Origin of the sequence: Aeromicrobium chenweiae (assembly GCF_003065605.1) — a bacterium.
In the GTDB taxonomy this organism is placed as follows: Bacteria; Actinomycetota; Actinomycetes; order Propionibacteriales; family Nocardioidaceae; genus Aeromicrobium; species Aeromicrobium chenweiae.
This window is the reverse complement of the sequence record NZ_CP026952.1, coordinates 2,750,516-2,775,962: the sequence shown is the minus strand read 5'-3', so window position 1 is coordinate 2,775,962 and position 25,447 is coordinate 2,750,516. Positions and strand designations below refer to the sequence as shown.

General features: G+C 71.0%; 25 protein-coding genes. 11 read left to right on the top strand and 14 right to left on the bottom strand.

Going from position 1 to position 25,447, the window contains the following annotated elements; translation table 11 throughout:
* Positions 1–25: 25 nt before the first annotated feature.
* Positions 26–712 (bottom strand): type 1 glutamine amidotransferase domain-containing protein, encoded by a 687-nt coding sequence (locus tag C3E78_RS13435; protein WP_108579200.1) that lies wholly within the window; start codon positions 710–712, stop codon positions 26–28.
* 202 nt (positions 713–914) lie between these two features.
* Between C3E78_RS13435 and C3E78_RS13430 the strand changes: the two genes are divergently transcribed.
* The 3 genes from C3E78_RS13430 to C3E78_RS13420 all read left to right on the top strand — a co-directional run bounded on the left by C3E78_RS13430 (position 915) and on the right by C3E78_RS13420 (position 4,262).
* Positions 915–1,577: a TetR/AcrR family transcriptional regulator gene (locus C3E78_RS13430; protein ID WP_108579198.1), complete on the top strand. Its 663-nt coding sequence runs from the start codon at positions 915–917 to the stop codon at positions 1,575–1,577.
* 82 nt (positions 1,578–1,659) lie between these two features.
* Complete coding sequence (locus C3E78_RS13425; protein WP_108579196.1) at positions 1,660–3,357, top strand: phytoene desaturase family protein; 1,698 nt, start codon at positions 1,660–1,662, stop codon at positions 3,355–3,357.
* A gap of 38 nt (positions 3,358–3,395) precedes the next feature.
* A complete protein-coding gene (locus tag C3E78_RS13420; protein ID WP_108579194.1) occupies positions 3,396–4,262 on the top strand; it encodes a PhzF family phenazine biosynthesis protein in 867 nt (288 codons plus the stop codon).
* Between the two features lie 22 nt (positions 4,263–4,284).
* Here C3E78_RS13420 and C3E78_RS13415 read toward each other — a convergent pair whose 3' ends face one another.
* On the bottom strand, positions 4,285–5,061 hold the full coding sequence (locus tag C3E78_RS13415; protein WP_108579193.1) for an SDR family NAD(P)-dependent oxidoreductase: 777 nt from the start codon (positions 5,059–5,061) through the stop codon (positions 4,285–4,287).
* Positions 5,062–5,203: 142 nt separating this feature from the next.
* On the opposite strand from C3E78_RS13415, the gene C3E78_RS13410 reads away from it, so the two are divergent.
* The 5 genes from C3E78_RS13410 to C3E78_RS13390 are packed head-to-tail and all read left to right on the top strand — an operon-like array spanning position 5,204 to position 13,233.
* On the top strand, positions 5,204–8,944 hold the full coding sequence (locus C3E78_RS13410; protein ID WP_108580891.1) for a nitrate reductase subunit alpha: 3,741 nt from the start codon (positions 5,204–5,206) through the stop codon (positions 8,942–8,944).
* A gap of 1 nt (position 8,945) precedes the next feature.
* Positions 8,946–10,613, top strand: coding sequence for a nitrate reductase subunit beta (gene narH / locus C3E78_RS13405; RefSeq protein WP_108579191.1), 1,668 nt, complete (start codon positions 8,946–8,948; stop codon positions 10,611–10,613).
* Complete coding sequence (narJ, locus tag C3E78_RS13400; RefSeq protein WP_108579190.1) at positions 10,610–11,257, top strand: nitrate reductase molybdenum cofactor assembly chaperone; 648 nt, start codon at positions 10,610–10,612, stop codon at positions 11,255–11,257. Before narH ends, narJ begins: the two co-directional genes overlap by 4 nt.
* Positions 11,254–12,003 (top strand): respiratory nitrate reductase subunit gamma, encoded by a 750-nt coding sequence (gene narI, locus C3E78_RS13395; protein ID WP_108579188.1) that lies wholly within the window; start codon positions 11,254–11,256, stop codon positions 12,001–12,003. The genes narJ and narI overlap by 4 nt, the downstream gene beginning before the upstream one ends.
* 24 nt (positions 12,004–12,027) lie before the next feature.
* Positions 12,028–13,233, top strand: a complete 1,206-nt coding sequence (locus C3E78_RS13390; RefSeq protein ID WP_108579186.1) for a nitrate/nitrite transporter — start codon at positions 12,028–12,030, stop codon at positions 13,231–13,233.
* 22 nt (positions 13,234–13,255) lie between these two features.
* On the opposite strand, the gene C3E78_RS13385 is transcribed toward C3E78_RS13390, so the two are convergent.
* The 5 genes from C3E78_RS13385 to C3E78_RS13365 all read right to left on the bottom strand — a co-directional run bounded on the left by C3E78_RS13385 (position 13,256) and on the right by C3E78_RS13365 (position 16,752).
* On the bottom strand, positions 13,256–13,588 hold the full coding sequence (locus C3E78_RS13385) for a cupin domain-containing protein (RefSeq protein ID WP_108579184.1): 333 nt from the start codon (positions 13,586–13,588) through the stop codon (positions 13,256–13,258).
* A gap of 38 nt (positions 13,589–13,626) precedes the next feature.
* On the bottom strand, positions 13,627–14,235 hold the full coding sequence (locus tag C3E78_RS13380; RefSeq protein WP_108579182.1) for a TetR/AcrR family transcriptional regulator: 609 nt from the start codon (positions 14,233–14,235) through the stop codon (positions 13,627–13,629).
* A 66-nt stretch (positions 14,236–14,301) separates the two neighbouring features.
* Positions 14,302–14,985 (bottom strand): ABC transporter ATP-binding protein, encoded by a 684-nt coding sequence (locus C3E78_RS13375; protein WP_108579180.1) that lies wholly within the window; start codon positions 14,983–14,985, stop codon positions 14,302–14,304.
* Positions 14,982–16,112, bottom strand: coding sequence for an ABC transporter permease (locus C3E78_RS13370; protein WP_108579178.1), 1,131 nt, complete (start codon positions 16,110–16,112; stop codon positions 14,982–14,984). The genes C3E78_RS13375 and C3E78_RS13370 overlap by 4 nt, the downstream gene beginning before the upstream one ends.
* Positions 16,113–16,260: 148 nt before the next feature.
* Positions 16,261–16,752 carry a MarR family winged helix-turn-helix transcriptional regulator gene (locus tag C3E78_RS13365; RefSeq protein ID WP_199906822.1) on the bottom strand — a complete coding sequence of 164 codons (492 nt, stop codon included), beginning with the start codon at positions 16,750–16,752 and terminating at the stop codon, positions 16,261–16,263.
* Between the two features lie 143 nt (positions 16,753–16,895).
* On the opposite strand from C3E78_RS13365, the gene C3E78_RS13360 reads away from it, so the two are divergent.
* The gene (locus C3E78_RS13360) at positions 16,896–18,377 is read left to right on the top strand and encodes an MFS transporter (protein WP_108579176.1); all 1,482 of its coding nucleotides are present in this window, start codon (positions 16,896–16,898) and stop codon (positions 18,375–18,377) included.
* A 79-nt stretch (positions 18,378–18,456) separates the two neighbouring features.
* Here the strand turns inward: C3E78_RS13360 and C3E78_RS13355 are convergent, their stop codons facing one another.
* The 4 genes from C3E78_RS13355 to C3E78_RS13340 all read right to left on the bottom strand — a co-directional run bounded on the left by C3E78_RS13355 (position 18,457) and on the right by C3E78_RS13340 (position 21,757).
* The gene (locus tag C3E78_RS13355) at positions 18,457–18,861 is read right to left on the bottom strand and encodes a PaaI family thioesterase (RefSeq protein ID WP_108579175.1); all 405 of its coding nucleotides are present in this window, start codon (positions 18,859–18,861) and stop codon (positions 18,457–18,459) included.
* A gap of 77 nt (positions 18,862–18,938) precedes the next feature.
* The gene (locus C3E78_RS13350) at positions 18,939–20,384 is read right to left on the bottom strand and encodes a dihydrolipoyl dehydrogenase family protein (RefSeq protein ID WP_108579173.1); all 1,446 of its coding nucleotides are present in this window, start codon (positions 20,382–20,384) and stop codon (positions 18,939–18,941) included.
* On the bottom strand, positions 20,377–20,937 hold the full coding sequence (locus tag C3E78_RS13345; RefSeq protein WP_108579171.1) for a hypothetical protein: 561 nt from the start codon (positions 20,935–20,937) through the stop codon (positions 20,377–20,379). The genes C3E78_RS13350 and C3E78_RS13345 overlap by 8 nt, the downstream gene beginning before the upstream one ends.
* Before the next feature lie 61 nt (positions 20,938–20,998).
* Positions 20,999–21,757 (bottom strand): alpha/beta fold hydrolase, encoded by a 759-nt coding sequence (locus C3E78_RS13340; protein ID WP_108579169.1) that lies wholly within the window; start codon positions 21,755–21,757, stop codon positions 20,999–21,001.
* A gap of 118 nt (positions 21,758–21,875) precedes the next feature.
* On the opposite strand from C3E78_RS13340, the gene C3E78_RS13335 reads away from it, so the two are divergent.
* Positions 21,876–22,466 carry a TetR/AcrR family transcriptional regulator gene (locus C3E78_RS13335; protein ID WP_108579167.1) on the top strand — a complete coding sequence of 197 codons (591 nt, stop codon included), beginning with the start codon at positions 21,876–21,878 and terminating at the stop codon, positions 22,464–22,466.
* 30 nt (positions 22,467–22,496) lie between these two features.
* On the opposite strand, the gene C3E78_RS13330 is transcribed toward C3E78_RS13335, so the two are convergent.
* Together C3E78_RS13330 and C3E78_RS13325 are read right to left on the bottom strand one after the other, a co-directional pair.
* The gene (locus tag C3E78_RS13330) at positions 22,497–23,066 is read right to left on the bottom strand and encodes a TetR/AcrR family transcriptional regulator (RefSeq protein ID WP_108579165.1); all 570 of its coding nucleotides are present in this window, start codon (positions 23,064–23,066) and stop codon (positions 22,497–22,499) included.
* Positions 23,067–23,070: 4 nt separating this feature from the next.
* Positions 23,071–23,562 (bottom strand): FBP domain-containing protein, encoded by a 492-nt coding sequence (locus C3E78_RS13325; RefSeq protein WP_108579163.1) that lies wholly within the window; start codon positions 23,560–23,562, stop codon positions 23,071–23,073.
* 94 nt (positions 23,563–23,656) lie between these two features.
* Here C3E78_RS13325 and ilvA point away from each other — a divergent pair, with 94 nt between their 5' ends.
* Entirely contained in the window at positions 23,657–24,847 is a 1,191-nt protein-coding gene (gene ilvA, locus C3E78_RS13320) for a threonine ammonia-lyase (protein ID WP_108579161.1), read from the top strand.
* Positions 24,848–24,932: 85 nt separating this feature from the next.
* On the opposite strand, the gene greA is transcribed toward ilvA, so the two are convergent.
* Positions 24,933–25,436 carry a transcription elongation factor GreA gene (gene greA, locus C3E78_RS13315; RefSeq protein ID WP_108579159.1) on the bottom strand — a complete coding sequence of 168 codons (504 nt, stop codon included), beginning with the start codon at positions 25,434–25,436 and terminating at the stop codon, positions 24,933–24,935.
* Positions 25,437–25,447: the final 11 nt, after the last annotated feature.

Sequence of the window (25,447 nt, the reverse complement as noted above, 5' to 3'; positions counted from 1 at the left end):
GCACCGCAGCGTCACCGGCCGGTGCTCATCCTCGGTCGGCCATCAGCTCGATGAGCGCCTCCGCCGCGGGACCGGACGACGCGGGGTTCTGGCCGGTGATCAGCAGGCCGTCGCGGACGACGTACGGGCCCCAGTCCTCGCCCTTGCTGTAGATGCCGCCCTGCTCCTTCAGGACGTCCTCCACGAGGAACGGGACGATGTCGGTGAGGCCGACGCCCTCCTCCTCGGTGTTCGTGAAGCCGGTGACCTTCTTGCCGGCCACCAGGGGATCGCCGGACGGGGTGGTGGCCTGCTTCAGGACGCCGGGCGCGTGGCACACCAGCGCGAGAGGCTTCCCGGCTGCGAGCGTGGCCTCGATGACGGCCTTGGAGTCCGCATCCTCCGCCAGGTCCCACAGGGGGCCGTGCCCGCCGGGGTAGAAGACGGTGTCGAACTGGCTCACGTCGACGTCGCCGAGGACGACGGTGGACGCCAACGCAGCGGTCGCGTCGGCGTCGGCCTCGAAGCGCCGGGTCGTGTCGGTCTGGGCGTCGGGCTCGTTGCTCTTGGGGTCCAGGGGCGGCTGTCCGCCCTTGGGGGAGGCGAGCGTGATGTCGTAGCCCGCCTCGAGGAACGCGTAGTACGGGGCGGCGAGCTCCTCCAGCCAGAAGCCGGTGGGGCGACCGGTGTCACCGAGGGTGTCGTGCGAGGTGAGGACGATGAGGACCTTCATGGTGTGCTCCTTCGTGAACAGATCGGTCTGCCGGGAATGAATGCGGTGGAGGATGCGCGCGCCTCGCGGCGGTGCCGCCGGACGCGCTCGGCTCCACCACGGTGGTGAGCAGATCACCCGTCCTGTACCCGGTGAGTCCATTTCCCACCACCTCGTCCTGCCGTCGTCCGCCGCGACGGGCCGACCGACCTAGGGTGGTGCCGTGACCGACGCCGAGAAGTCCGCTCTCCCGGCCACCGACGCCGCCGCACGCGGGTCGCGCCGACGAGAGCGCACCCGCGCCCTGCTGCTGGACGCGGCCGAGCTGTTGATGTCGCAGCGCCCCCCGGAGGAGATCAGGATCGAGGACGTCGCCGCCGAGGCCGCCATCTCGCCGGCGTCCGTGTACGTGCACTTCGGGACCAAGGACGGACTGCTGGCCGCCGTCACCGAGCGGGTGCTGGCCGTGGCCACCGAGGCGCTGCGGTCGGCGTACGCGGCCGAGGCCTCGCCGCTGGAGCGCTTCGCCGGTGTCGGGTCCGCCTACCTGCGGCTCCTCGTGGACCACCCGGCGGTGCTGAGGTACCTGACCGTCACCGGCGAGCGCGGGCCGCGCACCCCCGACGAGGAGGAGGTGGTCGCGCGTTTCAGCCAGCTGCGACGGGAGTTCGAGCAGAGCATCCGCGACGCAGTGGACGCCGGGGCGATCCGGCCGGTCGACCCTGAGCTCATGTCGTACTTCCTGTTCGGCGCCTGGAACGGGGTCGCCGCACTGGCATTGCGTCGCGATGCCCTGCAGGTGTCGCCCGAGCGGGTCGAGCTCGCGGTCATCGAGGCCGGGCTGATGCTTCTCGACGGCCTCATCCGGGAATCGCCGTCGGCCTGACGGGTGTCGCCCGTGGCGGATCGGCGCCGGAGCGAGTTAACTAGAGTCTGACTCCAGATCAACTCCGCCGAAAGCGACCCGCATGACTCAGACCGCCCCGCCCCTGCCCCCGACGACCGAGGCCGACACCGAGACCTGGGACGCGGTGGTGGTGGGCGCCGGTCCCGGTGGCCTCACCTGCGCCGCGTACCTCGCCGCCAACGGCAAGAGGGTGCTGGTGCTCGAGGCCAACCAGGTGGTCGGCGGCAGCACCCAGGTCTTCCGCCGGGCCGGCAACAAGTTCGAGTTCGACGTCGGCACGCACTACGTCGGCGAGTGCGGTCCCGGCGGGCGGATGCAGACGGCGCTCTCCGGACTGGCGCTGACCGAGCGGATCAAGTGGCTCCGGCAGCGCCCCGAGGGCCACTGCCAGATCATGGTCCCCGGCACGACCTTCCAGACGCCGACCGGCTGGGACACGTACCTCGACCGGCTCATCGCTGCCTTCCCGGCGGAGGAGAAGGGCCTGCGTCGGTGCGTCCGGATCATGCGCATCATCGCCGCGGGGGAGGAGCCGCGCCGTCGTCCGTACATGTTGCTGCGCTGGGGCGTCCGCCCGGTCACCAAGCTGTTCGCCGCATGCGGTCTCAGCGCCGACGCCCAGGCCGTGATCCTGGCGGAGAACGGCGACTACACGTGGCCCCCGCACCGCACGCCCACCGCGATGCACGCGGGGTTCCTGCACCACTACCTCCAGGCCGGGGCCTACTACCCGCGTGGCGGTGGCCAGGTCATCGGCGCCCACCTCACCGACGTGATCCAGACGCACGGCGGGCGGGTGCGCACCAAGACCAAGGTCGAGCAGATCCTGATCGAGGACGGGCGTGCGGTCGGCGTCCGCCTGCGGGGCGGTGAGGAGATCCGCTCCAAGGTGGTCGTGTCGGCGGCCGACTTCAAGAAGACCTGGACCGACCTGGTCGGCGACGAGCACCTGACCCGGCGGCTGCGGCGCAGGCTGGGCAGCCTCGAGATGACGCTGCCGATGTTCGCGGTGTACGTCGCCCTGGACGTCGACCTGCGTGAACGGGGCACGCCGCCGCTGGCATGGGTCTGGCCCACGAACGACATCGACGGCTACTACCGCGAGGTCGCGGCCGGCCGCTGCCCCGAGCGCATGCCGGTGGGCATCAGCTGCCCCACGGCCAAGGACCCGGAGGGGACGCACTCGGCTCCGGCCGGCTTCTCGACGCTCGAGCTCGTGAGCTGGGCGCCGAAGGAGCACGAGTTCTGGAACGTCGAGACCGATCCCGCCGACGGCGACGGCTACGGCCGCGACGAGCGCTACCGCCAGCTCAAGGAGGAGCTCACCCAGCGCGTGCTCGACACCGCGGAGCTGATGATCCCCGACATCCGGGAGCGGATGGTGTTCTGCGAGGCGTCCACCCCGATCACCCAGGAACGGTTCACCCTCACCACCGACGGCTCCTGCTACGGCATCGCGCCGCTGATCAAGAACCTCGGCCCGTTCCGCCCCAAGGTCACCACGCACATCCCCGGCCTGTTCCTGGCCGGCGGCAGCACCGAGCACATGTTCGGGATCAACGCCACCATCTGGGGCGGCATGGGCACGGCGGGCACGGTGCTCGGCCGCGACCTGGTCCAGGAGGTGCGCGACGGCGCCGTGTTCGTGGACGAGGCGGACCTGACGCCCATCACCGACGACTTCGACCCGCTGCTGGCGTCGAAGCCGGGGTCCGTCATCCGCCGCGCGGCGCGACGACGCCCCGTCGCGAACCCGTGACGGACGGCCGGGTGTCCGGTGGGTCGTAGCATGACCGCATGAGTCCTGAGGTGGTCATCGTCACCGTCTTCGCCGACGGCGACGGGGGCGGGAACGTCACCCCGATCGTGCCGGACGCGACCGGGATGACCGATCAGGAGATGCAGGACCTGGCTCGTCACCACAGCCGGGAGAGCGCGTTCGTGACGCCGTCGCCGAGCGGTGACGCCGACTACGAGCTCCGGTTCTGGGTGCCCGGCCACGAGATGGAGATGTGCGGCCACGCCACGGTGGGCGCCGTCTGGCTCCTCGCGCAGCGCGGTGAGGTGACCGGTGACTCGGTCACCGTCGGCACCAGGAGCGGTCAGGTGCAGGCGCAGGTCTCGCGCGGCGACTCGTCGATCTCGGTGCGGATCTCGCAACCGGCGGCCCGTCTCACCGAGCTGGACGGCTCGGCGGTGGACGACCTGCTCGACGTCCTGGGCGTGGACCGCTCGGTGCTGGCCGACCGTCCCGTCCTGAACGCGGTGACCAGCAGGGTCAAGACCCTCGTCCCGGTGCGATCGGTGGAGGTCCTCGACGCGCTGGCACCGGACCTGTCGCGGGTCGAGGAGCTGTGCACCCGTCTCGACTCGACGGGCCTGTACCCGTACGCGGTGGGCGACCTCGACGACCAGACGTTCGACGCGCGACAGTTCCCGCGCTCGTCGGGCTACCCGGAGGACCCCGCCACGGGGATCGCGGCCGCAGCGTTGTCCTTCGCACTGCTGGAGCAGGGTCTCGTGGAGGAGTCCGAGCGACCCATCCGGGTGCGCCAGGGCCGGGCGATGGGCCGGCCGTCGAGCATCGAGGTCCGCCTGCGCACCAGCGACGGGGACGTCGTCGGGTGCTGGCTGGGCGGCGACGTGCGGCTGTCGTCGGACTGAGCCACCGGCGCCGTAGCGGCAGCTAGGTCCGCAGGTACGAGGCGCCGTTGACGTCCAGGACGGCACCGGTCGACCAGGCGGCGCCCGGTGAGGCGAGGTAGACCACGGCGTTCGCCACCTCGTCAGCCGTGCCGACCCGGCCGTGGGGGCTCTGCGAGCGGAGCTCGTCGCCGTCCGGCCCGTCCAGCTTGTCGACCTGGCGCTCGGTGCTGACGAACCCGGGGGCCACCGACGTCACGGAGATGTCGTGCGGGGCGAGGGCGACCGCCATCGACTGGCCGAAGGCGTGCAGCGCGGCCTTGGCGGCGCCGTACGCCGGGAAGTCCGGCTCGCCGCGGAACGCGCCGCGGGAGCCGACGTTGACGATGCTGCCCGGGGCGTCCCGGCCGATGAGGTGGTCGGCGACGCAGTAGGTGATGTTGGCGGCGCCGAGCAGGTCGACGTCGATCATCCGCCGCCACGCGCCCTGCCACTCGTCGTAGGCGACCTCGCCGATGCGGTGCCGGTTGCCGGGGCCCGGGGCGACGGCGGCATTGTTGACCAGCACGTCGACGCCCCCGAGCGCGTCGACCGCCTCCTGGACGATCCGGCGGGCTGCGTCGGGATCGCTCACGTCCCCCTGGACGAGCGCGTGCCCGGTGCCGTCGAGCGAGGCGAGCGTCTCCTCGGCGTCAGCCGGGGAGGAGGCGTAGTGCACCGCGACCGTGTCTCCTTGGGCGGCGAACGCCTGGGCGACCGCCCGTCCGATGCCGCGCGAGGCGCCGGTCACCAGGATCCGGCGGGCCGGTGGGTGGGTCATGGGCGCTCCTCGAGGACGGTGTGCGCTCAGACTACTGCGGCCGCGGGAGGTGACGGAGGGCGTCGCCGGGGCCCGCGGGAGCCCCCCGGCCCATGGTCTTTCGGCCATGTTCTTCGCCCGGGCGGACTCCTACGTTGACGGCATGTCACGAGGTTCGAAGTCCGCCGGACCCGACGGTCCGGCCAGCCAGGCGCTTCTGGCAGCAGGTCGGTTCTTCACGAAGTGGGACGGCACCGACGACGGCCGGGCCGTGTTCCGCGAAGGCGGCCGGGCCGGTGACGTCTTCTACCGCGACCGCTGGAGCCACGACAAGGTCGTCCGGTCGACCCACGGCGTCAACTGCACGGGCTCGTGCTCGTGGAAGGTCTACGTCAAGGACGGGATCATCACCTGGGAGACGCAGCAGACGGACTACCCCTCGGTCGGCCCGGACAGCCCCGAGTACGAGCCCCGCGGGTGCCCGCGAGGAGCCGCGTTCTCCTGGTACACCTACTCGCCGACGCGGGTCCGCTATCCGTACGTCCGCGGCGTCCTGCTCGAGATGTACCGCGAGGCCAAGGAACGCCTCGGCGACCCGGTGCTCGCCTGGGCGGACGTGACCGGGGACCCCGAGCGGCGACGCCGCTACCAGCAGGCCCGCGGCAAGGGCGGTCTCGTGCGGGCGACGTGGGACGAGGCGATCGAGATCACCGCCGCCGCGCACGTGAACACGATCAAGACCTATGGACCGGACCGGTGCTCGGGATTCTCGCCGATCCCGGCGATGTCGATGGTCTCCCACTGCGTGGGCACCCGGTTCATCCAGCTCATCGGTGGCGTCATGACGTCGTTCTACGACTGGTACGCCGATCTGCCGGTCGCCAGCCCACAGGTCTTCGGGGACCAGACGGACGTCCCGGAGTCGGGGGACTGGTGGGACTCGACGTACCTGATGATGTGGGGCTCCAACGTCCCGGTGACCCGGACGCCGGACGCGCACTGGATGACCGAGGTGCGCTATCGCGGCACGAAGGTCGTGGCCGTCAGCCCGGACTACGCCGACAACACCAAGTTCGCCGACGAGTGGATGCCGGCACAGGCGGGCACCGACGCGGCACTCGGCATGGCGATGGGGCACGTGGTCCTGCGCGAGCACTTCGTGGAGCGCCGCACCCCGTTCTTCGCCGACTACGTGCGGGCCTACTCGGACCTGCCGTTCCTCATCCGCCTGGAGGAGCATGCCGACGGTGCCATGGTGCCGGGCAAGTTCCTCATGGCGTCCGACCTCGGCGGGACCGCCCAGGAGGACGCCGCCAAGACGGTCCTGCTGGACCAGGACACCGGGGAGCCCGTGGTCCCGAACGGCTCGCTGGGGTTCCGGTACGCCGAGTCAGGCAAGGGCCGCTGGAACCTGGACCTCGAGGGGGTGACGCCGGCGCTGTCCATGCTCGACCTGGCCGGTGACGTCGTGCCGACGGAGGTGCTCCTGCCGGCGTTCGTCGCGCCGGACGGCTCGGGCTCGGTGCTGCGTCGGGGCGTCCCGGCACGGAAGGTCGCGGGGCAGCTGGTGACCACGGTGCTCGACCTGATGCTCGCCCAGTACGGGGTGGGCCGAGACGTCGACGGGCAGCCGCTGCCGGGGGAGTGGGCCACGGGGTACGACGACGTGTCCACGCCGTACACCCCGGCGTGGCAGGCGGAGATCACCAAGGTCCCGGCCGAGCAGTGCATCCGGGTCGCCCGCGAGTTCGCCGCCAACGCCGAGGAGTCCGGCGGCCGCTCGATGATCATCATGGGCGCCGGCATCTGCCAGTGGTTCCACGGCGACGCGACGTACCGGTCGATCCTGGCGCTGCTGATGCTGACCGGGTGCCAGGGCCGCAACGGCGGCGGGTGGGCGCACTACGTGGGCCAGGAGAAGTGTCGTCCGGTCACCGGCTGGATGTCGCTCGCCAACGCGCTGGACTGGTCGCGGCCGCCACGCACCATGACCGGGACGTCGTTCTGGTACATGCACACCGGTCAGTGGCGCAACGACGGCTACTCCGCGGACTCGCTGGCGTCTCCGCTGGCCGCCGGGCACCTGGCCGGCAAGCACACCGCCGACACGATCGCGCAGTCCGCCCGGCTCGGGTGGATGCCGTTCTACCCGCAGTTCGGCGCGAACCCCCTCGACGTGGCCGATGCGGCCGAGACCGCGGTGGCCGAGGGACGAGCCGCCGACCCCGGGTCGTACGTCGCCCAGTCGCTGCACGACGGCAGCCTGCAGACGGCCATCGAGGACGTCGACGCCCCGAAGAACTGGCCGCGGACGCTCGTGCTGTGGCGCTCCAACCTCCTCGGCTCGTCCGCCAAGGGCAACGAGTACTTCCTCAAGCACCTGCTCGGCACGCACTCGAACGTGCGCGGGGTCGACGGCGCCGGCGGCGAGAACCCCGAGGTGCCCCGGCCCGACGAGGTCGCGTGGCACGACGAGGCGCCCGAGGGAAAGCTGGACCTGCTGGTCTCCGCGGACTTCCGCATGACCTCCACGACGCTGCTGTCGGACGTCGTGCTCCCGGCCGCCACCTGGTACGAGAAGTACGACCTGTCGTCGACCGACATGCACCCGTTCGTACACGCGTTCACGCCGGCGATCGACCCGCCCTGGCAGGCCAGGAGCGACTTCGACATCTTCCACCTGCTGGCGAAGCGCTTCTCCGCCATGGCGCGGACGCACCTCGGCGTGCGCAAGGACCTGGTCAGCGTCCCGCTCCAGCACGACACCCCGGGCGAGGCGGCGCAGCCGGGCGGTCGGGTCGAGGACTGGCGGACGACCGGGCTACCGGGCGTGCCCGGGCGGACGATGCCGGTGTTCTCGGTGGTGGAGCGCGACTACACGGCCATCGCGGACAAGCTGGCCACGATCGGACCGCTGGCCGACTCGTTGGGCTTCACGGTCAAGAACGTGACGTACCGGCTCGAGGAGCAGACCGAGCGCCTGGCCGCGACCAACGGGGTGATGCTCGGGGGTGCCGGCGACGGACGACCGGCCCTCGACACCGACGTCAAGATGGCCGAGGCGATCCTGACCCTGTCGGGCACGACCAACGGCGAGCTGGCCGCCCAGGGCTTCCGGACGCTCGAGGAACGCGTCGGCAAGCCGCTCGCCGACCTGGCGGCGGGCTCGGAGGAGAAGCACATCACCTTCGCCGAGACGCAGCAGCATCCCGTGCCGGTGATCACCTCGCCGGAGTGGTCCGGCTCGGAGACCGGCGGGCGGCGGTACGCACCGTTCACGGTGAACATCGAGCGGCTCAAGCCGTTCCACACCCTGACCGGCCGCATGCATTTCTACCTCGACCACGACTGGATGATCGACCTCGGCGAGGCGCTGCCGATCTACCGGCCGCCGCTGGACATGCACCGGCTCTTCGGGGAGCCGCGCCTCGGGCCGGACGGCTCCACGCAGGTGACGGTGCGCTACCTGACGCCGCACTCGAAGTGGTCGATCCACTCCGAGTACCAGGACAACCTGCTCATGCTGTCGCTGTCGCGCGGGGGGCCGACGGTCTGGATGAGCGGCGCCGACGCGGCCGCGATCGGGGTGGCCGACAACGACTGGGTCGAGTGCGTCAACGCCAACGGCGTCCTGGTCGCCCGGGCGATCGTGACGCACCGGATGCCCGAGGGCGTCGTGTACGTCTATCACGCCCAGGAGCGCACGATCGACGTCCCGAAGTCCGAGGCGACCGGTCGGCGCGGCGGCATCCACAACTCGGTGACCCGGCTGCTCGTGAAGCCCACCCACCTGATCGGCGGCTATGCGCAGCTGTCGTACGCCTTCAACTATCTCGGCCCCACCGGCAACCAGCGCGACATGGTCGCGACGGTGCGCCGCCGTTCCCAGGACGTGAGGTACTGACATGCGCGTGATGGCCCAGATGGGCATGGTGATGAACCTCGACAAGTGCATCGGCTGCCACACCTGCTCGGTGACGTGCAAGCAGGCGTGGACCAACCGGGCCGGCACCGAGTACGTGTGGTTCAACAACGTCGAGACGCGGCCCGGCCAGGGCTATCCGCGTCGCTACGAGGACCAGGAGAGGTGGAAGGGCGGCTGGGAGCTGAACAGTCGCGGCAACCTCGCGCTGCGGGCCGGTGGCCGGCTCAAGAAGCTGTTCGGCATCTTCGCGAGCCCCGTGCAGCCCGAGCTCGACGACTACTATGAGCCGTGGACGTACGACTACGCCACGCTCGTCGACGCGCCGCTCGGTGACGACTTCCCGGTCGCCCGGCCCAAGTCGCTGATCACCGGTGAGGACACCCAGGTGACCTGGTCGGCGAACTGGGACGACAACCTGGGCGGGTCCAGCGACATGGGACAGCTGGACCCCGTCGTGGAGAAGATCCGGCGCGAGTCCGAGGAGACGATCCGCTTCGAGCTCGAGCAGACGTTCATGTTCTACCTGCCACGCATCTGCGAGCACTGCCTCAACCCGTCGTGCATGGCGTCGTGCCCGTCGGGCGCGATCTACAAGCGCAGCGAGGACGGCATCGTGCTGGTCGACCAGGACCGGTGCCGTGGCTGGCGCCAGTGCATCACCGGCTGCCCGTACAAGAAGATCTACTTCAACCACAAGTCCGGCAAGGCCGAGAAGTGCACGTTCTGCTACCCCCGCGTCGAGGTGGGCCTGCCCACCGTCTGCTCGGAGACGTGTGTGGGTCGGCTCCGTTACCTGGGGCTGTTCCTCTACGACGCCGACGCGGTGACGGCGGCGGCGTCCACGCCCGATCCGCAGGACCTGTACGAGGCGCAGCTCGACCTGATGCTGGACCCGACGGACCCCGAGGTCATCGCCGCCGCCAGGGCCGACGGCATCCCCGACGACTGGATGGACGCGGCTCGGCGCTCCCCGGTCTACGCGCTGGCCAAGACGTACCGGATCGCCCTGCCGCTGCATCCGGAGTACCGGACGATGCCGATGGTCTGGTACGTCCCGCCGCTGTCGCCGATCGTGGACCTCCTGTCGGAGCAGGGGCACGACGCCGAGGACCACGGCACGCTGTTCGGCGCGATCGACGCGCTCCGGATCCCCGTGGAGTACCTCGCCGAGCTGTTCACCGCGGGTGACACCGCCACGATCACGGCGGTGCTGCGCAAGCTGGCCGCCATGCGGGCGTACATGCGCGGCGTGACGCTCGGCCGGGACCCGGACGGCTCGATCCCCGCCGCCGTGGGGATGGGGGAGGAGCAGATGTACGAGATGTACCGCCTCCTGGCCATCGCCAAGTACGAGGAGCGGTACGTCATCCCGACCGCTCATGTCGAGGACGCCCACCGGTTGGAGGAGATGGGGTGCTCGCTCGACGGCGACGACGGACCGGGCATGTACGAGTCGGGGCCGTTCGGCGAGGCGAGCGGGACGCCGGTCGCGGTCGCGGCCGAGACGTTCCACGCGCTGCGGGACCGGCAGACCTCGGACTCGCCCGCCTCGGACGAGACGATGCGGGGGAGGGTGAACCTCCTGAACTGGGACGGCAACGGGCACCCCGACGGGCTGTTCCCCGGCGAGAAGGCCGAGCAGCCGTGAGACGCCGCAGCAGGGACGCGGGCGTCCGCCGCACGGTCCACCAGGTCTCGTCCTGGTTCCTGTCCTATCCCGATGCCGACCTGGTCAAGCGGCTGCCCCTGCTGATGAGCGCCGTCGAGGAGCTCCCGCCCAGTGCCGGGGACGCGACCAGGGCCGGCCTCGTCGAGCTGGGCGAGCACCTGTCCGGCACCCCGCTGCCGGACCTGCAGCGGGGATACGTCGAGCTGTTCGACCTCAGCCGGCACCGGGCGATGCACCTGTCGTACTGGACCGACGGCGACACCCGCCGGCGCGGTGAGGTGCTGGGGCGCTTCAAGTCCGCGTACCGGGCGAGCGGCTTCCTGGTCCAGACCGGCGGGGAGCTGCCCGACCACCTCCCGATGGTCCTGGAGTTCGCGGCGATCGCCGACCCGGTCGCGGGTGCCGCGCTGCTCCAGGAGTACCGGGCGAGCATCGAGCTGATCCGTCTCGAGCTGCTCGAGCGTGGCTCGCCGTACGCCGGCGCGCTGACCGCTGTCTGCGCGACCCTTCCCGGTGAGTCCCCGGCCGACCGTGCCGCGGCACGCGCCCTCGCCGGGCCGCCACCGGCGGAGTCGGTCGGCCTGGAGCCGTACGACCCCCGACTGCTCCCGGTGCTGACGTGAACACCGTGCTGTGGGGCGTCCTGCCGTACGTGATGCTGGTCGTCCTGGTGGGCGGCACGGTCTGGCGGTACCGCTACGACAAGTTCGGCTGGACCACCCGGTCCTCCCAGCTGTACGAGTCGCGGTTGCTGCGCATCGGCTCCCCGATGTTCCACATCGGGATCCTGGTCGTCCTCGTCGGGCACGTCGTGGGGCTGGTCATCCCGGAGTCGTGGACCGAGGCGCTGGGGGTCAGCGAGGGGCTGTACCACTTCAACGCCCTGTTCTTCGGCACGATCGCCGGCGTGCTGACGCTGGGCGGCCTGGCGATCCTGGTGTACCGCCGGCGGACCACCGGCCCGGTCTTCATGGCCACGACCCGCAACGACAAGCTCATGTACGCGGTCCTGATCGTCACGATCGTCCTCGGCCTGTGGACCACCCTCGTCTCGATCGGCGCGGGGTCCGACGCGCACAACTACCGCGAGACGGTCTCGCCCTGGTTCCGGTCCCTGTTCCGGCTCCAGCCGGACGTGTCGGCCATGGCCGCGGCCCCGATCCAGTTCCACCTGCACACGCTGGTGGCGATGCTGCTGTTCACGATCTGGCCCTTCACCCGGCTCGTGCACGCCTTCACCGCGCCGCTGCACTACGTCTTCAGGCCGTACATCGTGTACCGCAGCCGCGACGTCTCGGGCGGCCCGGGCGTGCGAGGGGCCCGGCCCGGCTGGACGCCTGTCGGGACACCCGACCGGGAACGGCGCTAGTCCAGGACGAAGGAGGGGACACCCATGATCGAGGCCGGCGACACCGTGGACCTGCGCGCAGGGCAGGGGAAGAACCTCGTCCTGGCGACGCTGGCGTCGACGCTCGCGTTCTGGGCCTGGACCATCATCGGGCCGTTGGGTGTCCGCTACGCCACCGACCTGGACCTGTCGTCCGGGCAGAAGTCGGTCCTCGTGGCGGTCCCGGTCCTGGTCGGGTCGATCGGCCGCATCGCGGCGGGTGCGCTCACCGACAAGTACGGCGGTCGTCTGCTCTTCACGATCCTGCTGCTGGCGACCGCGCCGTTCGTGCTCCTCGTGGCGCTGGCCGGCAACCTCGACTCGTACGCCCTCCTGCTCGTCTTCGGGTTCTTCCTGGGCGTCGCGGGAACGATCTTCGCCGTCGGCATCCCGTTCTCGAGCGCATGGTTCGAGCCGTCCCGCAGAGGATTCGCGACGGGGGTCTTCGGCGCCGGCATGGGCGGGACGGCCCTCTCGGCGTTCTTCACGCCGCGCTTCGTGACCTGGTTCGGGTACACCACGACCCACGTGATCGTCGCGGTGGCGCTGGTCCTCGCCGCCGCCATGATGTGGACGATCGCCCGGGACTCACCGGCGTGGCAGCCGAGCACCGACCCGGTGGTGCCCAAGCTCGTCGCCGCCGCCCGGCTGCCCGTGACGTGGGAGATGTCGTTCCTGTACGCGGTCGTCTTCGGCGGGTTCGTGGCGTTCTCGACGTACCTGCCGACCTACTTGAAGGACATCTACGACTTCGACCTGACCGGCGCGGGCACCCGCACCGCAGGGTTCGCCATCGCCGCGGTCGTCGCCCGGCCCGTCGGCGGCGTGCTGGCAGACCGGATCGGCGCCCGGACGGTCGTGGTGGTGTCGCTCGTGGGGACCGCCGTCCTCGCTGTGGTGGTGGCCCTCCAGCCGCCCGTCGAGGTGCCCGCCGGAGCCACCTTCGTGGTGCTGGCCCTGTTCCTCGGCCTCGGCTCGGGCGGGGTCTTCGCCTGGGTGGCGGCGGACGCCCCACCTGCCCAGGCCGGGTCCGTGACGGGACTGGTCAGTGCCGCGGGCGGGCTGGGCGGTTTCTTCCCGCCGCTGGTCATGGGGGCGACGTACGAGGCCGTCTTCGCCGGGTACGGGCTCGGGCTGGCGCTGCTGACCGTCGTGGCCGTCCTCGCCCTCGTGCTGGCGGTGGCCATGGGCAGATCGAGCCGGGAGGAGTGACCGCCGGACCCGGCCGGCGGGCTCAGGACCCGGTGGCGACCGTCAGCAGCACGACGGCGTCCGAGACCGCCAGCAGGTCGTGCCGGCTGGGCGGGATGACCAGGTAGTCGCCGGTCGCGCCGTCCCAGGAGTCGTCGCCGGCGTTGAGCCGGACCTCGCCGGAGAGCACCTGGAGAGTCGCCTCACCCGGCGCATCGTGCTCGCCGAGGGACCGACCGGCGACCAGTGCGATCAGGGTCTGGCGCAGGTCGTGCTCCTGACCTCCGTAGATCGTGGTGGCTGCGCGGCCGCTCGTCGCCTCGCGCGCGGCCGCCATCTCGTTCTCGGCCAGCTCGAGCAGTGATCGTCCGTGCATCGCTCAGTCCTTCCTCGGGGTCCGACGTCGCCTCGGGGTCAGTCTAGGGACGCCGGCGGCAGCTGCAGGTATCCGGACAGCAGTCGCCGCAGTCGGGCGAGCGCCTGCGCGCGGGTCTGCGGCCCCAACGGTCCGTCCTCGGCGCCGATGCTCCGGGCCGCCTGCATGACGAGGGCGTCGATGTGCTCGGCGACCGCGTCGGGCTCGAGTTCGCCGAGCTCCACCAGCGCCTCACGCAGCGGCACCTGGAGCTGGCGGTGGAAGGCCTTCATGGGCGGCATCAGCACCTGGGGATCGACGATCTGGGACAGCGCCCGGGCCACCGCCTGCTCGGAGCTGTCGAACAGGTCGACGTTCGCCTCGATGTACGCCCACACCCGGCCGCCCGGCGAGACGGCTGCCTCGACCCGGTCAAGGACGGTGCGCGCCCACGCGGGGAAGACGTCCGCCACGACGGCGGCGAGGAGCTCGTCGGGTGAGGTGAAGTACTGGTAGACGCTGCTGCGCGCCAGGCCCGCCACCCGCGCGACCTCGCTCATCGTGGGCGCCTTGCCGGTCGACGCCAGGATCCCGCTGGCAGCATCGAGCAGGGCCCGGACCTGCTGCGAGCGGTGCTCAGCGACGGTGGCTGCCGTGATGCGAGGCATGCGTCCTCCCGTCGTTCGAGCGTGAGCCTGGGTCGTCGACCAGGCAGGTTCCCCGGTCTCGCCGGGTCAGACCGTCGGCGCGACCGCAGGGGTGAGCCTACCGTCGACCATCTCGAGCACCCGGTCGCAGTGATGCAGGACGTCCTGGTCGTGGGTGACCATGATCGTCGCCACGCCGTGGCTGTGCGACTCGTCCGCCAGCAGGGCCACGACCTCCTGGCTCCGGCTGCGGTCCAGGGCCGCGGTCGGCTCGTCGACGAGCAGGAGCTGGGGACGGGTGACCAGCGCGCGGGCGATGCCGACGCGCTGGCGCTCACCACCGGAGAGCTCGTGCGGGCGCCGGTCGGCCTTGTGCTCCATGCCGACCTCGGCGAGCAGCTCGAGCGGATCGCGCGGGTCGGCCACCTTCCCGAACGTCAGCGGCAGTCGCACCTGGTCGACGCTCTTCAGCGCCGGGACGAGGTTGCCGCTCTGGAACACGAACCCGATCTGCTCGCGCCGGATGCGGGTGAGCTCCCGGCTGCTCGCTGCGGTGAGGTCGGTCGACCCCAGGCGCACGGACCCCGAGGTGGGCGTCGTCAGCGCGCCGGCGACCGCCAGGAGGCTGGACTTGCCCGAGCCGGACGGGCCCACGATGGCGACCAGCTCTCCGGCCGCCACCTCCAGCGACACGTCGTCGAGCGCCCGGACGGTCTCGTCTCCGTCCCCAAGCAGGAGCGTTGCGTCGGTGATGGTCAGGATGGGGGTCATCGGCTGCCTCCGAGGGCTGCGAGCGGGTCGATACGGGTGATGCGGAGCACGGCGATGCCGGCGCCGAGGAGTCCGAGGACGATCAGCAGCACGGTCGCGGCGATGATCGGCCCCGCCTCGAGTGCGAAGGGCATGGGCGAGGAGGAGATCGCGCTGCCGGCGGCGAGCCCGATCCCGATGCCCACTCCTGCGGAGACGACGAGCAGGATGAACGACTGCAGGAGGCTGTCGCGGAGCAGATACCGCGTGCTGGCGCCCATGGCCCTCAGCACCGCGAGCTCCTGACGGCGCTGGATCGTCAGCACGGTGAAGAAGGCCCCGACGACCAGCGCGGAGATGGCGTACAGGAACACCTGGATGAGCTGCAGGGTCGAGGTCTCGGCGGTGTAGCCGGGCGAGGCGTCGTAGGAGCCCTCGCGCGTCAAGGACGTCGTCCCCGCCGCCTTGTCCCCGGCGGCCAGGTCGACGGTCGCGCCGTCCTTGGCCTGCACGGCGACTGCCGTGAACTCGTCGTAGACGCGACTGGGGACCTCGTCGCCCGGCGGGATGCCGGCCTTGATCTCCTGCCAGGTGCGCAGCGGCAGGTAGCCGATGTCGACGTGGCCGAAGGTGTTCTGGTCGGCCATGATGCCGACGACCTCGAGCTCGGTGCCCGACGGATCGAGGGTCACGGTGTCACCCAGCTTGACGCCTTCGTCGGCGGCGGTGGAGCTGACGACGACCTCGCCCTCGCGCGTCAAGGCCTTCCCCTCGGCCGCCTTCGGCGCCATGAAGGAGTCGGTCTCGACGCCGAACAGGGCCAGGTCGATCTCGACGCCGCGGTCGGTGCGGGCGTTCACCAGCGTGTTGCCGAACGGGGTCGCGGCCTCGACGTCCTTCTGCTTCTGCCAGGCCTTGACGGCATCAGGACCGACGATGCTTCGGGAGAACGCCGAGTCCTTGGAGACGTCCTTCTGGAACGCGAAGGAGGTCGCCTTGACGTGCTGGAGACCGGAGACACCGTCGTTGGTCAGGCCCACGGCGAGGCCGCTGAGCAGGACCATCAGGATGGCGATGAGCGCGACGACGGCTCCCATGAGGGCGAAGCGGCCGCGCGCGAAGGAAAGTTCTCGGAGCGCTAGGAACATGTCAGACCATCTCGTGCGAGGGGAACGTGATCATGCCTCCATGATACCGACACCCCGTCGGCAAGAAAAACGCCTCTTCGGCTCCCGGGCGCGATCGACGACGAGTTCCTGAGATCCGGCCGCAGGTTCTCGCAGCGACCGGGCTCGGCTAGCTCGCGGGGACCGCGGTGTCCTGGCTCGTGGCGATCCGCGTGAGCACGTCGAGCAGCACGGCGCGGTCCTCGGCGGGCACGCCGTCCAGCACCCGCGCCTCGGCGGCGTCACGCGCGGCGGCGAACGTCGCGTAGACCTGACGTCCGCTGTCGGTGATCTGGGGGATCCGGACCCGCCGGTCGGAGGGATCGACGGTCCGCACGATCAGTCCATCACGCTCGAGCCGGTCGAGGACCGTGATCAGGGTGGTCTTGTCGACGCACACGACCCGGCTCAGCTCGAGCTGGGTCCGCGGCTGGCCGTCATCGAGCGCAGCCAGCACGAGCCAGTCGCGAGCGTCGCTGAGCCCCATCTCGACGGCGGCGCGGTCGAGGTAGATCGTCACCTGGTTGACCGCGGCGTGCAGAAGGATCGTCAGGTCAGCCGGGAACGCCGGGCAGGCCGTGGTCGGCGGCCCCTCGGCGGGGTTCGTTCGCGGGACTCCCATGCGTCGGATGGTATCGCCGGGGTCGGGTCCGGGCAACGTCGGATTAGTCACAGTGGGATCATCTGGATTCGGACGATCTCGCCTCGTATGTTTTCGGAGGTCGATCACGTTCGATCACCCCGACTCTCTGCAAGGAACCCCACATGACCACACCCCCGGAGACGGCCGTCGCCGATCCGCGCCGATGGCTGGCGCTCGTCGTCATCGCCGTCGCCCAGCTGATGGTGGTGCTTGACGCCAGCATCGTGAACATCGCCCTGCCCTCCGCCCAGGAGGCCCTGGGCATCTCCGACGCCAACCGCCAGTGGGTCGTCACGGCGTACGCCCTCGCGTTCGGCGGGCTGCTCCTGCTGGGCGGCAGGATCGCCGACTTCGTCGGGCGCAAGCGGGCCTTCGTCATCGGCCTCGTCGGCTTCGGTGTCGCCTCCGCGATCGCCGGGCTCGCGCAGAACCAGGGCGAGCTGTTCGGGGCCCGGGCGCTGCAGGGCGCCTTCGCGGCACTCATGGCCCCGGCCGCCCTCTCGCTCATCACCGTCACCTTCACCGAGCCCAAGGAGCGTGCGAAGGCGTTCGGTGTCTACGGCGGCATCTCGGGCGGCGGCGCTGCCCTCGGCCTGATCCTCGGCGGGGTCCTCACCGAGTACGCCTCGTGGCGCTGGACCCTCCTGGTCAACACGCCGATCGCGATCGCCACCGCGATCGCCGGCGCGCTGCTCGTCCACGAGAGCCGCGCCGAGGGCAAGGCCCGGTACGACATCCCCGGTGTCGTCACCAGCACGCTGGGTCTCGTCGCACTCGTCTACGGCTTCACCAAGGCCAACGAGGACGGCTGGTCCGACTCGGTCACGATCAGCCTTCTCGCCGCCGCCGTCGTCCTGCTCGTCGCCTTCGTGGTGATCGAGTCGAGGACCGCGGAGCCGCTCCTGCCCCCGCGGGTCTTCACCGAGCGCAACCGCGCCGCGGCGTTCCTGGTCTCGCTCCTGCTCGGGCTGGCCCTGTTCGGGATGTTCCTGTTCCTCGTCTACTACATGCAGGGCACGCTGCAGTACTCCGCCGTGAAGTCGGGCCTGGCGTTCCTGCCCTTCAGCGTGGGCGTGGTGGCGGGAGCCGGCGTGGCGAGCGCGCTGCTGCCCCGCATCGGGCCGCGCCCGCTGATGGTCGGTGGCACGGTGGGCGCCGCGCTGGGGATGTCGCTGTTCACGCAGATCTCGGTCGACGGCAACTACCTCACGGTCGTGCTGCCGGCGCAGATCCTCATGAGTGTCGGCATGGGTCTGGCCTTCGTCGCCCTCTCCAGCACCGCGCTGGTCGGCGTCGAGGATCACGATGCCGGTGTCGCGAGCGCCCTGGTCAACACGACGCAGCAGGTCGGAGGATCGCTCGGCACCGCCCTGCTCAACACGATCGCCGCCACGGCGACCACCGGTTTCATCGCCGCCAACGGGGCGGCGCAGACCGCCGAAGGTCTCGTCCACGGCTACACGGTGGCCTTCACGTGGGGCCTGGGTGCGCTGATCCTCGCGGCCGTGCTCTCGCTGGTCCTCGTGACCAAGCAGCGCCCACCGGTCACCGGTGTCGGTGAGGAGACCGCCTTCGAGCACGCGGAGGAGCTGGCGATCCTCTAGCCGCACGCACGCACCGACCGGGCCGGGCGCCTCGACAAAGTGACGTCGAGCGCCCGGCCCGGTCGTACGCTCTGCGGCGTCAGGAGGCCCGCGGGGCGAGGAGCGACACGGACTGGGTGACCTTCGCGCACAGGTCGCCCGCGGCGTCGACGATCTCCACCTCCACGATGACGCGCGATCGCGTCACCTGGACCGGGCGCGAGACCGCCGACACGTCGCCGTGGGCCGGACGCAGGAACCGTGCCGTGGAGTCCGCCGTGGCCGGCAACGTGCCCGGCGGGGCGTTGAGCACCGCGCACACCGCAGCGCTCACGTCCGCGAGGCCGAGCAGGGCCCCACCGTGCAGCGAGCCGCCGGTGGTCGACAGGGCGGGGGTGAACGCGAGCGCGGTCCGCAGCTCCGAGGCGCTCATGCTCTCGAAGGTGACTCCCAGGGTCCTGGCGTACGGGGCCAGGGCGTAGACGTCGTCGGATGTGATGGTCATGGTGCTCCTTGGATGGATCGGGATGACGGCGCGGGCGTCGGCCGAGGCCGGCGTCCGCGCCGTCGAGGTGGAGGATGTCACCCGTCGCGGCCGTACGTCTCGAGGAGGCGCAGCCAGATCTCGCTCATGGTCGGGTAGGCGGGGACCGCGTGCCACAACCGGTCGAGCGGGACCTCGCCGACGATCGCGATCGCGGCTGCCTGGAGCAGCTCGGCGACGTCCGGACCGACGACCGTGAAGCCCACGAGGACGTTCCTGGACGTGTCGACGACCATGCCGGCCCGGCCGCGGTACCCGTCGGCGTGCAGGGCCGCGCCGGCGACGGAGCCGAGGTCGTACTCGACCGCGCGGACGTCCATCCCCGCGTCGGTGGCCGCCTGCTGGGTCAGACCCACCATGGCGACCTCCGGGTCGGAGAAGATCACCTGGGTGACGGCGCGCTCGTCCGCGGTGCTCGCGTGCCGACCCCACGGGCTGAGGTCGACCTCGGCGCCCTGAGCGCGCGCGACGATCGTGTCGCCCACGGCCCTCGCCTGGTACTTGCCCTGGTGGGTGACGAGGGCGCGGCGGTTCACGTCGCCGGCCGCGTAGAGCCAGCCGTCCCCGACGGGCGTGCCGGATGCGCCGACCACTCGCAGGGACTGGTCGACCTGCAGCCAGTCGCCGGGCTCGAGACCCACGTGCTCCAGTCCGATGTGCCCGGTGTTGGGCTTGCGGCCGGTGGCGACGAGAACCTCGTCGGCCTCGACGGTGGTGCCGTCCGCCAGGGTCATGTGGACCGTGCCGTCGTCGTCGCGACGGACCTCGGTGGGGCCGGACGTCGGGTACAGCGTGACGCCGGCCTCCTTGAGGGACTCGGCCACCAGCTCGGCCGCGTACGGCTCGACCGTGGGCAGTATGCCGTCGAGCGAGGCAAGGGTCACCTCGGCGCCGAGGGCCGAGAAGGCAGTCGCCATCTCCGTGCCGACGACGCCGCCGCCGATGATGGCCAGGCGTCCGGGAACGGACGTCGCGGACGCGGCCTCGCGGCTGGTCCACGGCGAGGCGTCGGCCAGGCCGGGGATGCCCGGGATGCGGGCGCTGCTCCCCGTCGCGATCACGACGGCGTGCCGGGCGCGGAGCGTGGTGACCTCGTCGTCGGCGCTGACGACCTCGACCGTGCGGTCCGCGCCGATGCGGCCCTGGCCGCGGAACAGTTTCACCCCGGCTCCTTCGAGCCAGCTGACCTGTCCGGCGTCGTCCCAGCTCGAGGCGAAGGCGTCGCGGCGGCGCAGCACCGCTGCCGCGTCCAGGGGGCCGGTGACCGCCTGCGACGCGGCGGGGAGCGCCCGGACCGCGCGGAGGGCGGCGGCGTCGCGAAGCAGTGCCTTGGTGGGCATGCAGGCCCAGTAGGAGCACTCCCCGCCGACGAGCTCTCGCTCGACGACCGCGGCGGTGAGACCGCCCTGGACGACGCGGTCCGCGACGTTCTCACCGACCGGACCTGCGCCGATGACGATGACGTCGAACGTGGTGTCAGGCATCCTGCTCCACTCCCGTCGTGCGGTTCAGGCGCAGTGCCGAGACCAGGAAGAAGATGCCGCCGAGCACGGCGTAGCCACCGATGTTCGTCAGCGAGGGATCGTCCGCGGACGCCGCGGCGACGAACGAGCCGCCAGCGAGGACGGAGATGCCACCGCTGAGGATCTGCGGCACCTGGCCGCCGAGCCTGCGGCGGTTGACCGCGACGATGAGCTGGACGATCCCGGCGGTGATGGCCCACGCGCCCCAGACGCGGAGCACGGCCGGCTCGCCGGACGCGGCGGCGAAGCCCAGGCCGATCGCGGTGGCGGTGCTGAGGGCGATGTTGAGGTACAGCCCGGCGGCGGGACGCGTGGCCCTCGAGGCCCGGAGGTCCACGATGGCGGCGCCCACGTCGAACAGCGGGTAGAGCACGAGCAGGGTCCCGGTGAGCGGGTCGATGTCCGAGCCGACGGAGAGGATGAGGGCCGCCCAGATGATGGCGAACCCGAACCTGACGAAGTAGAGCTTCCGCAGTGCGGTCGCGATGTCGTGGGTGCTAGTGGCGATGGTCATGAGATTCCTTGTGGTGTGTGACGGGTGATCTGGTGGAGGGGGTGCGCCGGGGAGGCGCAGGTCATCGGGCGGCCTGCGTGATGAGGTCCGCGACGGCGTCGGGACGGCTGATCATGACGGCGTGCGACGCGTCGACCTCGGTGACCTGGGCGTCGATGCGGCCCGACATCAGCCGCTGCAGCTCGACGTTGATCGCCTGGTCCTGGCGAGTCACGAGGACCCAGGTCGGGGTGGAGCGGAACGACTCGTGGACGCTCGGCTCGGAGACGGCGCGCACGTTGGCGGGCCGCTGCGCGACCGCGAGGTCGGCGGCGGTGGCCTCGTCGAGGTCGCCGGCGAACGCGCTGCGGAAACCTGCGGGATCGATCGTCACCTCGACGCCGCCGGGGACCTCGACAGGGACGAGCGGCAGGGGAGGGGTGGACTGCGCCGCGAGGTCGCCGACGGACTCGCCCTTGAGCGGGATGAAGCCGGCGACGTAGACCAGCGACGTGATGTCGAACGCCGACGGGTCGATGTTGCTGATCACGGCGCCGCCGTAGGAGTGCCCGACCAGGACGACCGGGCCCTCGATCGCGGTCAGGTGGCTCGCGAGGTAGGCGGTGTCGGTGTCGAGGCCCTGCAGCGGGTTGGCGATCGAGCGAACGGGGAATCCAGCTGCCCGGAGCCGCTCGACCACGGGGGACCAGCTCGACGAGTCGGCCCACGCGCCGTGCACGAGCACGATCGTGGGACGGGGTGCGCCGGCGTCGGCCGACCCGCCGGTGGCGGAGTCGTCAGTCGCTGTCATCAGGAAGGGGGGAGGTGTCTGGGTCTGCATGATCGTGTCCTTTGTCGTGTGAGGGGCGGTTGACCACCCGTGAGGTAGAATGACTAGTCACTCTACAAGGAACGTACTGCAGGGTGCCGAGAAGAGCAAGGGTCTGGAAGGAAGTCGTATGATCGAGCGCGTGCAGGTGTCCATGAGTGATCGGCTGATCAACGCTGCGAGCGAGCTGTTCTACGCGCAGGGTCTGCGTGCCGTGAGCGTCGACAAGGTGATCGAGCGGGCCGGCACGACGAAGGTGACGTTCTATCGCCACTTCAAGAGCAAGGACGATCTCGTCGTCGCCTATCTCGAGCAGCGCGCGACGCTCGAGCGGGACGGCATCGGTGCGGCCATCGCGCAGAGCGCCGGCGACGCCGAGGCGGCGCTGCGCATGATCTGCGACCAGACGGGGATCGTGGCCTGCAGCCCCGGGTTCCGCGGCTGCCCGTTCATCAACGCGGCCGCCGAGAACCCCGACCCCGAGAGCCCGGTCCGCAAGACCGTCGCGGAGCACCGCGACTGGTACCGGACCATGTTCGGCGAGCTCCTGGCCCCCCTGGACCTGCCGAACACCGCCGACGTGGTGGACGACCTGATGCTGCTGCGGGACGGTGCCATGGTCGCGGGCTACCTCGGGGACCCGAGCACCGTCGCCGGGTCGTTCTTCCGTGGCTGCCAGGCGGTCATCTGGGGCGGCGCGCCGGCGGTCCCGGCGCGCTGAGTCCTCCGCCTGTCGACACCGTGATCAGGTTCAGGCGGCGGACCAGGTCCGCAGCATCGTGTCCAGGGCGTCCATGATGCTGGTCCAGGACTGGCCGGAGTCCGGCTCGCTGTGCGCGAAGCCGCCGCTGCGCTCGAGCGTGACGAAGCCGTGGACGACGCTGCCGACCAGGCGCACCGCATGGGTCTGCGCCGGTTCCGGGATCCGGTAGGCGCGCAGCGTGGCCCGGAGCATGCGGGAGTGCCGCGGCCCTGCGCTGGCCGCTGCGGTGGCGGCGTCCAGGGGGAAGCCCGCGGCGTCGTAGCGTCCCGGGTGCTCGCTGGCGTAGGTGCGGTAGACCTCGCCCAGGGCGATCAGCGCGTCCCGGCCCGACCGGCCGGCCAGCGCCTCGTCCCCTCGGTCGGCGAGCTCCTCGAGCGCGATGAGGGCGATCCGGGTGCGGAGGTCGTCCGAGCTCTGCACGTGCGAGTAGAGGCTCGCGACCTTGACCCCGAGCCGTCGCGCCAGCTCGGAGATCGTCACCTGCCCGAACCCGACCTCGTCGGCAAGCTCCGCGCCCGCTCGAGCGACCTTGTCCGTCGTCAGTCCGGCGCGTGGCACCGCCCTACCCCCGGACCCGGTCGACGAAGGCGGTGACGCGCTCGACCAGCGCCTCGACCCGGGTGTCCGGCGCACCGGTGACCGATCGCTCGTGGGCCTTGAGTGGCCTGCGCGCCCGGATCGAGCAGGCGAAGTCGCTGCAGATGTAGAGGCCGACTGTGTCTCCGCTCCGGCCGCGGGCGCCAGCGCGGGGGGCGACCATCAGCAGGGAGCCGTCCGGGGCGTCGGGTGTCTGGCACAGGTCGCACATCGTCTGTTTGCTGCGTCGGGCCGGACTGCTCGGCAGCCGAAGCTCGACACACGTCAGGTCGTGGAGCGGTGCCGGCGCGATCGCGAGATAGGCCCGTTGCGGCGCCTTCGGGTCGATCCATCCCAGGAAGTCGAGCTCGTCCGCGCGGGCCGGCGGCCACGGCTTCGGCAACGACATCGAGGCCGCCTTGCTGCGAGAGCTGTTGATGAAGGCGGACCGCAGGGCGGAGGGGGTGGGCACGTCCATGCGATAGACGTTAGCACGTTGCCTATAACCCTTAGGTTTATTCGCGTCTCGACGGCGAACGCGTGCCTGCGGGACGACGCTATAGGTTGAGCAGGTGGACCTGAGCGACGTGAGACGAGCCCGCGAGCTGCTCGAGGGGGTCACGGAGACCACCCCGATGGCGCACTCGCGCTGGTTGAGCTCGCGCACCGGCCAGGACGTGTTCCTCAAGGCGGAGAACCTGCAACGCACCGGCTCGTTCAAGATCCGCGGCGCGTACGTCCGCATCTCGCGGCTCAGCGAGGAGGAGCGGGCGCGTGGTGTCGTGGCGGCGAGTGCCGGCAACCACGCGCAAGGCGTCGCCCTCGCCGCCTCGATGCTCGGCACGAAGGCGACGATCTTCATGCCCGTCGGCGCGGCGTTGCCGAAGGTCGCCGCGACCGAGGGCTACGGCGCCGACATCGAGTTCCACGGCACGGGCGTCACCGAGGCGCTGGTGCCCGCCAAGGCCTTCGCCGAGACCACCGGCGCGGTCCTGATCCACCCGTTCGACCACGAGGACATCATCGCGGGCCAGGGGACGGTGGGACTCGAGATCCTCGAGCAGTGCCCCGACGTCCGGACGATCCTCGTGCCGCTCGGTGGCGGCGGGCTCGCGGCCGGCATCGCGCTGCTGCGCACCGAGCGCCCCGACCTGAGGATCATCGGGGTGCAGGCCGAGGACGCCGCCGCGTACCCCGCCTCGATCGCCGCGGGCCAACCACTGGCCGCGCCGATGGGCGTCACCATGGCGGACGGCATCGCGGTCGCCCAGCCCGGGGACATCCCGTTCGAGATCCTGGACTCGCTGCTCGACGACGTCATCACGGTCAGCGAGGAGTCGCTCAGCCGGGCGCTCATCTCGCTGCTGGAGCGGGCCAAGATGCTGGTCGAGCCCGCAGGGGCTGCCGCGGTCGCCGCGTTGCTGGAGCGCCCGGAGGCGTTCGAGGGGCCCGTCGTCGCGGTGCTGTCCGGTGGGAACATCGACGCCCTCGTGCTGCTGGACGTCATCCGTCACGGCCTCGCGGCAGCGGGCCGGTTCCTGACCATGCGCGTACGCATCGGCGACCGTCCGGGGGAGCTCATGCGCCTGCTCAGCGACCTCGCGCTCATGCAGGTCAACGTGATCACCGTCAACCACGACCGGTCGTCGGAGCGGCTGGGCGTCCGGCAGGTCGACGTCGACATCCAGGTCGCGACGCGTGGGCCGCAGCATCGCGACGAGGTCAGCGCACGGCTGCTGGACCTCGGCTACGAGCTGCTCTAGCGCCCTCGTGCCCGCTGAGCCTGACGTTTCGACCGGCACGCCAGGCGTGTCGCGGTCAATACGTCTGGCCCAGCGGGGTCAGGACTCAGAACGGCTTCGCGGCGACGACCTCGACCGACATGCTCTTGCCGTTCGGGGTCTCGTAGCTGACCGTGTCACCGACGGACTTGCCGAGGATGGCCGCACCGAGCGGCGAGGTGGGGGAGTACACGTCGATCTCGACGGTGGAGTCCATGCTGAGCAGCTCGCGTGACCCGAGCAGGAACTGCTCGGTGTCGCTGTCGCCGGCGAAGCGGATCGTCACGATCATGCCGGCCTCGACGAGACCGTCGTCGGCCGGCTTCTCGCCGACCTCGGCACGCCGGAGCATGCTCTCGAGCTGGTCGATGCGGGCCTTGGTCTTGCCCTGCTCCTCGCGGGCGGCGTGGTAGCCGCCGTTCTCCTTGAGGTCGCCCTCGTCGCGCGCGGCAGCGATCTTGGTGGTGATGTCGGTCCAGACATCACCCTTCAGGTGTGCGAGCTCCTGCTGCAGACGCTCGTAGGCCTCCTGGGTCACCCAGATGGTGTCGGTCTCGGTCGGCTGAGTCATGCGAGTGCTCC

Coding starts and splice junctions, on each gene's coding strand:
- C3E78_RS13335 (WP_108579167.1), top strand. CDS start 21,876: ATGATCGAGCGCGTGCAGGTGTCCATGAGTGATCGGCTGATCAACGCT.
- C3E78_RS13385 (WP_108579184.1), bottom strand. CDS start 13,588: ATGCACGGACGATCACTGCTCGAGCTGGCCGAGAACGAGATGGCGGCC.
- C3E78_RS13375 (WP_108579180.1), bottom strand. CDS start 14,985: ATGACCCCCATCCTGACCATCACCGACGCAACGCTCCTGCTTGGGGAC.
- C3E78_RS13415 (WP_108579193.1), bottom strand. CDS start 5,061: ATGACCCACCCACCGGCCCGCCGGATCCTGGTGACCGGCGCCTCGCGC.
- narH (WP_108579191.1), top strand. CDS start 8,946: ATGCGCGTGATGGCCCAGATGGGCATGGTGATGAACCTCGACAAGTGC.
- C3E78_RS13345 (WP_108579171.1), bottom strand. CDS start 20,937: ATGACCATCGCCACTAGCACCCACGACATCGCGACCGCACTGCGGAAG.
- C3E78_RS13410 (WP_108580891.1), top strand. CDS start 5,204: ATGTCACGAGGTTCGAAGTCCGCCGGACCCGACGGTCCGGCCAGCCAG.
- C3E78_RS13360 (WP_108579176.1), top strand. CDS start 16,896: ATGACCACACCCCCGGAGACGGCCGTCGCCGATCCGCGCCGATGGCTG.
- C3E78_RS13435 (WP_108579200.1), bottom strand. CDS start 712: ATGAAGGTCCTCATCGTCCTCACCTCGCACGACACCCTCGGTGACACC.
- C3E78_RS13380 (WP_108579182.1), bottom strand. CDS start 14,235: ATGCCTCGCATCACGGCAGCCACCGTCGCTGAGCACCGCTCGCAGCAG.
- C3E78_RS13355 (WP_108579175.1), bottom strand. CDS start 18,861: ATGACCATCACATCCGACGACGTCTACGCCCTGGCCCCGTACGCCAGG.
- C3E78_RS13390 (WP_108579186.1), top strand. CDS start 12,028: ATGATCGAGGCCGGCGACACCGTGGACCTGCGCGCAGGGCAGGGGAAG.
- C3E78_RS13370 (WP_108579178.1), bottom strand. CDS start 16,112: ATGTTCCTAGCGCTCCGAGAACTTTCCTTCGCGCGCGGCCGCTTCGCC.
- C3E78_RS13425 (WP_108579196.1), top strand. CDS start 1,660: ATGACTCAGACCGCCCCGCCCCTGCCCCCGACGACCGAGGCCGACACC.
- C3E78_RS13340 (WP_108579169.1), bottom strand. CDS start 21,757: ATGCAGACCCAGACACCTCCCCCCTTCCTGATGACAGCGACTGACGAC.
- greA (WP_108579159.1), bottom strand. CDS start 25,436: ATGACTCAGCCGACCGAGACCGACACCATCTGGGTGACCCAGGAGGCC.
- C3E78_RS13365 (WP_199906822.1), bottom strand. CDS start 16,752: ATGGGAGTCCCGCGAACGAACCCCGCCGAGGGGCCGCCGACCACGGCC.
- C3E78_RS13350 (WP_108579173.1), bottom strand. CDS start 20,384: ATGCCTGACACCACGTTCGACGTCATCGTCATCGGCGCAGGTCCGGTC.
- C3E78_RS13325 (WP_108579163.1), bottom strand. CDS start 23,562: ATGGACGTGCCCACCCCCTCCGCCCTGCGGTCCGCCTTCATCAACAGC.
- C3E78_RS13420 (WP_108579194.1), top strand. CDS start 3,396: ATGAGTCCTGAGGTGGTCATCGTCACCGTCTTCGCCGACGGCGACGGG.